This is a genomic window from Pseudonocardia halophobica (assembly GCF_027922425.1).
Taxonomy (GTDB): domain Bacteria; phylum Actinomycetota; class Actinomycetes; order Mycobacteriales; family Pseudonocardiaceae; genus Pseudonocardia; species Pseudonocardia halophobica.
Genome location: NZ_BSFQ01000039.1, coordinates 63688 through 69882, shown reverse-complemented (window position 1 = coordinate 69882; position 6195 = coordinate 63688). Strand labels below are relative to the sequence as shown.

The following is a 6195-nucleotide window of genomic DNA, read 5'->3' as shown; positions in this document are numbered from 1 at the left end:
CGGGTTCACGTGCACCAAGCGCGAACGAGCACAGCCGACCCCGCCCAGATTCTCATCCTTCAAGGCGGCCCGGGGTAGGGCCATGACATCTCAGACGGGAAGCCGGTCCTTGCCGGTCTCCCGCAGCGTGAACACGGTGACCAGGCCGACCAGCGCCACCCCCAGCACCCAGAAGGCGGGGGACATCGCGTTGCCCGTGCTCTCCACCAGCTGCGCCGCGACGTAGGGCGCGGTGCCGCCGGCGAGGATGGTGCCGATGTTGAAGCCCAGCGCCACGCCCGTGTACCGGATCCGGCGCGGGAACAGCTCGGTGAACTGCGGGAACGCCGGCACCTGCGCGAGGCCGTTGACCGCCATGTAGACGACGTAGACCAGGGTGACGACCACGATGCTGGACGTGGCGCCGAGCAGCGCGAACGCGGGCCAGGCCAGGATCAGGTAGAGCACGTAGGCCGAGATCAGGACCGGACGGCGGCCGAAGCGGTCCGTGAGCATCCCGGCGAGCGGGTAGGTGGCGCAGGCCAGCGCGATGCCGATCGCGGACGCCCAGTACACCGACTGCTTGTCGAAGCCTTCGGTCTGGATGAGGTAGGTGGAGAAGTAGGTCAGGCCGACGTACCCGGTGCCGTTCATGGCGATCGCGATGCCGATGACCCGCAGCACGGAGCCCGGCTTCTCCTTGATGACGGTCAGCAGCGGGCTGCGCTCGACCTCGTGCTTCTCGGCCATCGCCTCGAACTCGGCGGTGTCCTCCAGCCGGACCCGCACCCAGAGGCAGATCGCAGCCAGCGGCAGCGCGATCAGGAACGGCACCCGCCAGCCCCAGGAGGCCATCTGCTCGGGCGTGGTCAGCGCCGTCACCAGGCCGACGACGGCCGCGGCGACCGAGAAGCCGAGGGTGGAGCCGACCGGGGTCAGCGAGCCGAACAGCCCGCGCCGGCCGGGCGGGGCGGACTCGGCGACGTAGGTGGCCGCGCCGCCGATCTCGCCACCGGCGGAGAAGCCCTGGGCGAGCCGGACCAGCACCAGCAGGATCGGCGCGAGCACGCCGGCGGTGGCGTAGCTGGGCAGGATGCCGAGGATCCCGGAGAACAGTCCCATCGTCACGACGGTGACGACGAGCGCGTGCCGGCGGCCGCGGCGGTCACCGAGCCGGCCGAAGAACCAGCCGCCGAGCGGGCGCATCACGTACGCCGACCCGAACACGGCCAGGGTGAGCAGCACGGACACCGCGGGCTGGTCACTGGGGAAGAACAGCGGGCCGAGGGTCACGGCGAGGAAGGCGTAGACGCTGAAGTCGTAGTACTCGATCAGCGTGCCCACACCGCCGGCGAGGGCGGCTCTGCGGGCGGAGAGGGTGGAGGTCGGCGACGCGGCCGTGGTGGTCATGGCGGTTCCGTTCGTCCTTGAGCGGGCTGAGCGGGGAGGGTCAGACGCGGGAGTGTTCGGCGAGCAGCAGCTTGAGCGAGCCGCCCGCCTCGATCACCCGGACCACGCGGTCGCTGGGTGGGGTGCCGTGCAGCCGGGCGCCGTCCGCGAGTGTGACGGCGGCCTTGCGCCAGTCGACGGACACGTCGTCGCCGGTGGTCACGGCGTCGGTGATGCCGGGGACGGTCAGCAGGGGCATGCCGTTGTAGGTCTCGCCGCGCCAGAAGCCGGGCGAGAAGGACTCGGCCAGCACCGCGGCGATCCCGAGGTCGCGCAGCGCCACCATCGGCGGGTAGTGCGGGTGGCCGTAGCCGAAGTTCCGGCCGCCGACGATCACGTCCCCCGGCCGCACGCGGTCGGCGAAGGTCGGGTCGTAGGCCTGCATCACCTTGCTGCGCAGGAACTCCGCGTCGTAGGACTTGATGTTCTCGACGCCGATCACCAGGTCGATGTCGAAGTCGTCGCCGAAGACCCAGGCGACGCGGCCCTCGATCAGGTCGGGCGGCGGCGGGTAGTCACGGGCGGCGCTCATGAGCGGGACACCTCCTCGGCGGCCGTGATCGTGCCCGCCACCGCGCTCGCCGCGACGGTGTAGGCCGATCCCATGTAGATGTTCGCCGCCGTGCTGCCCATCCGGCCGGAGATGTTGAGCACGCCGGTGGAGATGCAGTTCTCGTCCGGCTGCAGCGGCTTCTGGTAGCCGAAGCAGAAGTCGCAGCTGGACCGCGCGATCTGCGCACCGGCCTTGCGCAGCACGTCGAGCAGGCCCTCGTCCTCCGCCTGCCTGTGCACGGCGTCCGAGGTGGGGACCACGTTGAGCTCGACGCCGGAGGCGACCGTGCGGCCGTCGAGCACCAGCGCCGCGGCGCGGATGTCCTCGATCCGGCCGGAGGCGCAGGACCCGATGAAGGCCTTGGTCACGGGGGTGCCGGTGAGCTCGGCGGCGCTGCGGGTGTGGGCGCTGCGCGCGGACCCCGGGAGCACGACCTGCGGTGTGATCGTCGAGAGGTCGTAGTGGTGGACGGCGGTGTACTCGGCGTCCGCGTCCGGCAGCAGGGGCGTGAACTCCTTGCGCGCCACCCGGTTCGCGTAGGCGAGTGCCTTCTCGTCCGGCTCGAACACCGCGGAGACGGCGCCGGTGAACATCGCCATGCCGCACAGGCCCTGACGGCGGTCGATCGACATCGCCCGAGCGCCCGGCCCGGCGTACTCCATGACCTGGTGCGCGCAGCCGTCGGCGCCGTGGTCGGCGATGATGCGGTGCACCAGGTCCCGGCTGTCCACGCCGGGCGCGAACTCGCCGTCCAGCTCGAAGCGGGTGGTCGCGGGGACGTCGAGGAAGATCTGCCCGGAGACCCAGGCCTCGAGGAGGTCCCGGCGCACGCCCCAGCCCAACGCGCCGAACGCGCCGGCGCCGGAGATGTGGCCGTCGAAGTGGATGAGGAAGGTGCCCGGCAGCGCGTAGCCCAGCTCGGCCATGACCTGGTGGCCGATGCCGCGGGCCTCGTGGAGCTCGATGCCGTAGAAGTCGCACCAGTCGCGGGTGACCTGGTGGACCTCCTGCTCCTTCTCGTTGCCCTTGGTGAGCATGTGGTCGATGAAGATCACGTAGCGCTCGGGGTCGCTCAGGGTGCGGATGCCGAAGTCGTCGTGCATCTGCCGGAACATGACGTCCGTGTAGCCCGGGAAGTCGTACGCGATCATGTAGTCCGGGCGGGCGGGGAGGTTGTCGCCGGCCTGCACGGCGTCCGTGCCGGCGGCCCGGGCGAGGATCTTCTCGGTGATCGTGGAGCCCATCGTCAGCCTCCCGCCGGGAGATAGGCGTGCTGCTGCCGCTCGATCTCGTCCATGCCGATCAGCCCGACGAAGTCGTGGTGCGGTAACCCGTCCTCGCTGACCGCCGCGGGCGGCTCGCCCGCGGCGAGGCGGGTCAGGCAGCGCTGCGCGGCGCCCGTCACGGCCATGAGGATCTGGGTCGGCAGCAGCGCGAGCCGGACGCCGATCTGCTCCATGACCTCGGTGGTGAACTCGCGCTCGGTCCACGCCGACGCCGTCAGGGTGGCCATGAGCGGCACCCCGACGAGCTCGTGGCACTTCGCCCACTCCTCCACCGTGGAGAAGGTCTTGGTCACCGGCATGATCATGTCGGCACCGGCCGCGACGTAGGCCTCGGCGCGGCGCAGCGCCTCGTCGCCCTTGGCGTCCGTCCGCGCGATGACGATCATGTCGCCCGCGTTCTCCTTGACCGCCCGCACCTTCCCGACGGCCTCGGGCAGCTCGGTGAGCTCCACCTCGGCGCCCGGGATGAGCGGGCAGCGCTTCGGGGAGCGCTGGTCCTCCATGAAGACCGCCGCGACCCCGGCGTCGGCGAACCGCCGCGCGGTGCGGGCGGCGTTGACGGCGTTGCCGTAGCCGGTGTCGATGTCCGCGATCACCGGCAGGGTGCTCGACTCCCGAATCACGCGGACGGCCTGCAGGTTCTCGGACATCGTGTACAGCTCGGCGTCCGGGTACCCGAGCGCGGCGGAGATCGCGAAGCCCGACGCGCACAGGGCGTCGAAGCCGGCCTGCTCGGCCAGCCGCGCGGTCAGTCCGTCCCAGACCCCGGGGGCGTAGACGAGCCCCTGGGTCATCTTCTCGCGCAGTTCCACTGTCCACCTCTCTGTGTATCGTTATGCGATACGCGTTCCGAAAATATGGGCGAGGGAGGTGGGCGGTGTCAAGACGCCTGCATCACGCGTCGGCGAAGCCCGCGCGGCAGACCGTCGGCACGGCGATCACTAACCTGGCGACCGTGACGGAGGAGGCAGGCGGTCGGGAGACCGTCGGGTCGGTGCTGCGGGCCTGTGCGTTGCTGGGTCACTTCGGCGCGGACCGCCCGGTGATCACGCTCGCCGAGCTGACCGCCCTGTCCGGGCTGAACAAGCCGACCGTGCACCGGCTGATGACCACGTTCGTCGAGGCGGGCTGGGTGTCCCGGGACGCGGCCGGCGCCTACCGGATCCGCATGCCGCTCTTCGCGATCGGCGCCGCGGCGCTCGCCGAGTTCGACCTGCGCGCCGAGGCGCGGCCCGCCCTGGAGGCGCTCGCCGCGGAGTTCGGGGACACCGCGTTCCTGATGGTCCCGGCGGAGGCGGGCGCGGTGTGCATCGACCGCGTCGAGGGCGGGAAGCCGCTGGTCCTGGCGGCGGTCGGGATCGGGACCGTGCTGCCGTACCACGCGGCCGCGGCCCCGGTGGCCATGGTCGCGTTCGATCCCACGATCCGGGCGCGGGTGCTGGCGGAACCCCTGCCCGCCTTCACGTCCGAGACGCACGTCGACCCCGCGGAGTTCGCCGCGCACCTCGAGCACGTCCGGGCCGAGGGCGTCTCCCGGAGCCGGGACGACTACCTCACCGGCGTCTCCGCCGTCGCCGCCCCGATCCTGGGCCACCACGGTTCCCTCGTCGCCACCCTGAGCCTCGGCGGCCGCAGCGAGGACTTCGCCGGTGCGGCGGGCGAGTCCCGCGCCGCGGCCGTCCGCGCCGTCGCCGCCCGCCTCAGCGCGACGGTCGCCGCCGCGCGCCTCTAGTGATCAGCTCTCCCGGGTGACGAGGGTGGTGATGCGGACCAGGGAGGGGGCGGTGGGGGTGGAGCCGAAGCCGAAACGGACGGGCGGCCGGACCGGCGTGAGGGGACCCCGGTCCTCCCCCTCCCAGCGGACGACGGCGGCGGTGAGGCGGTGGAGGTCGAGCGCGCCGTAGTACTCGGTGCGACCCCCGCCCGCGCTGCCGACGGTCCGGACGCCGGGCAGGACGCGGCGGGCGACGGCGTCGATCGTGCCGATCCAGCGGGGTGCGGTCGCGAGCGGCCGCGGCACCGCGCGGAGCAGCAGGCCGAGCGGCGTCCGCCCGCCCACGCGGAACGCACACTCCAGCGGCCCCGCGCGGACCTGCCGGCGGTCCCCGCGGATCTCGTGGTCGACGGGACCGATCCGCACCTCGTCGAACGTGTACGTCGCGGACACGAACCCGGCGACGCGGTCGTCGGGCGCGAGCAGGAGCCGGTGCCCGTCCGGCCGCTCGACCATGACGTCGGTGAAGGGGCCCAGCGGGGAGCGCGGCCAGTGCCCCACCACGACGCGCAGCCCGGAGCCCGTGCCCAGGCCGGCGATCCAGCCGTCGAAACGATCGATCACCCCACCTGCGTACCCGCGGCCCGGCGCGGGATGCTGGACGGGTGCTGGAGCTCGACCACCTCATCGCCTTCCTCCCCGGTCCCCCGGAGCCGCCGGACGGGCTGCTGCTCGACGACGGCACCCGGCACGTCGGGCAGGGCACCCGCAACCGGCGGATCGTCTTCGCGCGGCACTACGTCGAGCTGCTCTGGATCGACGAGCCGGAGGTCGAGCGGGCGTCGGGGCTGGGGTTCGCGGCGCGCTGCGCCCGGACCGCGTACCCGTTCGGGATCGTGTTGCGCGGCACGCTGCCGGAGGGGCGTTTCCGCCGCTACACCGTGCCGAACGGGCCGACGCTCGCGGTGCACGAGGGCGACCCGGACATGCCGTTCCTCGCGGTCGCCGAGCTGTCCGACGCCCAGCTCACCGGCCTCGCCCACCGGCCCGGTCCCCCGCACCCCGGCGGCGCCACCGGCATCGTCGCGACCCGGCTGACCGGGGCGGTCCCGCCGGGACCCACGCTCCCGGGTCTCTCGATCACCCCGGACGGCGCGCCCTCGCTGCGGTTGCTCCTCGACTCGGGCCCGCCGCTCGTCCTGTCCTGAGCGGGA

At 72.7% G+C, this 6195-nt stretch carries 7 protein-coding genes; 2 read left to right on the top strand and 5 right to left on the bottom strand.

Annotated features, from left to right (window positions below; translation table 11 throughout):
• Nucleotides 1-90: 90 nt before the first annotated feature.
• The 4 genes from PKE99_RS30690 to PKE99_RS30675 are packed head-to-tail and all read right to left on the bottom strand — an operon-like array spanning nucleotide 91 to nucleotide 4079.
• Nucleotides 91-1389, bottom strand: coding sequence for an MFS transporter (locus PKE99_RS30690; protein WP_037051538.1), 1299 nt, complete (start codon nucleotides 1387-1389; stop codon nucleotides 91-93).
• Between the two features lie 40 nt (nucleotides 1390-1429).
• Entirely contained in the window at nucleotides 1430-1960 is a 531-nt protein-coding gene (locus PKE99_RS30685) for a LeuD/DmdB family oxidoreductase small subunit (protein WP_037051540.1), read from the bottom strand.
• A complete protein-coding gene (locus tag PKE99_RS30680; protein WP_197040823.1) occupies nucleotides 1957-3225 on the bottom strand; it encodes a 3-isopropylmalate dehydratase large subunit in 1269 nt (422 codons plus the stop codon). Before PKE99_RS30680 ends, PKE99_RS30685 begins: the two co-directional genes overlap by 4 nt.
• Nucleotides 3226-3227: 2 nt before the next feature.
• Entirely contained in the window at nucleotides 3228-4079 is an 852-nt protein-coding gene (locus tag PKE99_RS30675) for an isocitrate lyase/PEP mutase family protein (protein ID WP_197040824.1), read from the bottom strand.
• 143 nt (nucleotides 4080-4222) lie between these two features.
• Between PKE99_RS30675 and PKE99_RS30670 the strand changes: the two genes are divergently transcribed.
• Nucleotides 4223-4999: an IclR family transcriptional regulator gene (locus PKE99_RS30670; protein ID WP_231498386.1), complete on the top strand. Its 777-nt coding sequence runs from the start codon at nucleotides 4223-4225 to the stop codon at nucleotides 4997-4999.
• 3 nt (nucleotides 5000-5002) lie between these two features.
• Here PKE99_RS30670 and PKE99_RS30665 read toward each other — a convergent pair whose 3' ends face one another.
• Complete coding sequence (locus PKE99_RS30665) at nucleotides 5003-5605, bottom strand: hypothetical protein (RefSeq protein WP_037051542.1); 603 nt, start codon at nucleotides 5603-5605, stop codon at nucleotides 5003-5005.
• A 41-nt stretch (nucleotides 5606-5646) separates the two neighbouring features.
• Between PKE99_RS30665 and PKE99_RS30660 the strand changes: the two genes are divergently transcribed.
• Nucleotides 5647-6189 carry a VOC family protein gene (locus PKE99_RS30660; protein WP_037051545.1) on the top strand — a complete coding sequence of 181 codons (543 nt, stop codon included), beginning with the start codon at nucleotides 5647-5649 and terminating at the stop codon, nucleotides 6187-6189.
• Nucleotides 6190-6195 lie beyond the last annotated feature (6 nt).

Coding starts and splice junctions, on each gene's coding strand:
- PKE99_RS30685 (WP_037051540.1), bottom strand. CDS start 1,960: ATGAGCGCCGCCCGTGACTACCCGCCGCCGCCCGACCTGATCGAGGGC.
- PKE99_RS30680 (WP_197040823.1), bottom strand. CDS start 3,225: ATGGGCTCCACGATCACCGAGAAGATCCTCGCCCGGGCCGCCGGCACG.
- PKE99_RS30690 (WP_037051538.1), bottom strand. CDS start 1,389: ATGACCACCACGGCCGCGTCGCCGACCTCCACCCTCTCCGCCCGCAGA.